Here is a 326-nt window from a genome sequence, read left to right on the forward strand (position 1 = left end):
TGCGAATCCCTGAGTTAAATATGATCATCTGTGCCTTCAAAAATACGAATTCCGTCTCCCCCTTGGCCCAGGTGAGGAAGTCTCCCTGGACCAGGCGCTCGTCTAAGATGTCCAGGAGAAACCTTCGTGCCAGGGCGGACCGGCGCTCGGTCTGGCTTTTTTGGCCGCCATGGCTCAGGTGACGGGAAAGGACATCTACGCCTACCCGCACAGGGAGCTGGCGAGATTTATACCTTTACCACCATTCATGTTCCTCCTGAAGGTTTCGAGGACAAGGTTCCATACACAGTGGTAGTAGTTAAACTTGACGAAGGTACCCTTGTATC

At 52.8% G+C, this 326-nt stretch carries 2 protein-coding genes; one reads left to right on the forward strand and one right to left on the reverse strand.

The features are described from left to right. A partial coding sequence (locus EZM41_RS13420; protein WP_232618980.1) for a DUF5752 family protein occupies nucleotides 1-211 on the reverse strand: 211 nt, incomplete at its 3' end. Between EZM41_RS13420 and EZM41_RS14535 the strand changes: the two genes are divergently transcribed. Beyond that, a partial coding sequence (locus EZM41_RS14535; RefSeq protein ID WP_198469051.1) for an OB-fold domain-containing protein occupies nucleotides 127-326 on the forward strand: 200 nt, incomplete at its 3' end. The genes EZM41_RS13420 and EZM41_RS14535 overlap by 85 nt on opposite strands.

The organism is Acetomicrobium sp. S15 = DSM 107314 (genome assembly GCF_016125955.1).
In the GTDB taxonomy this organism is placed as follows: domain Bacteria; phylum Synergistota; class Synergistia; order Synergistales; family Thermosynergistaceae; genus Thermosynergistes; species Thermosynergistes pyruvativorans.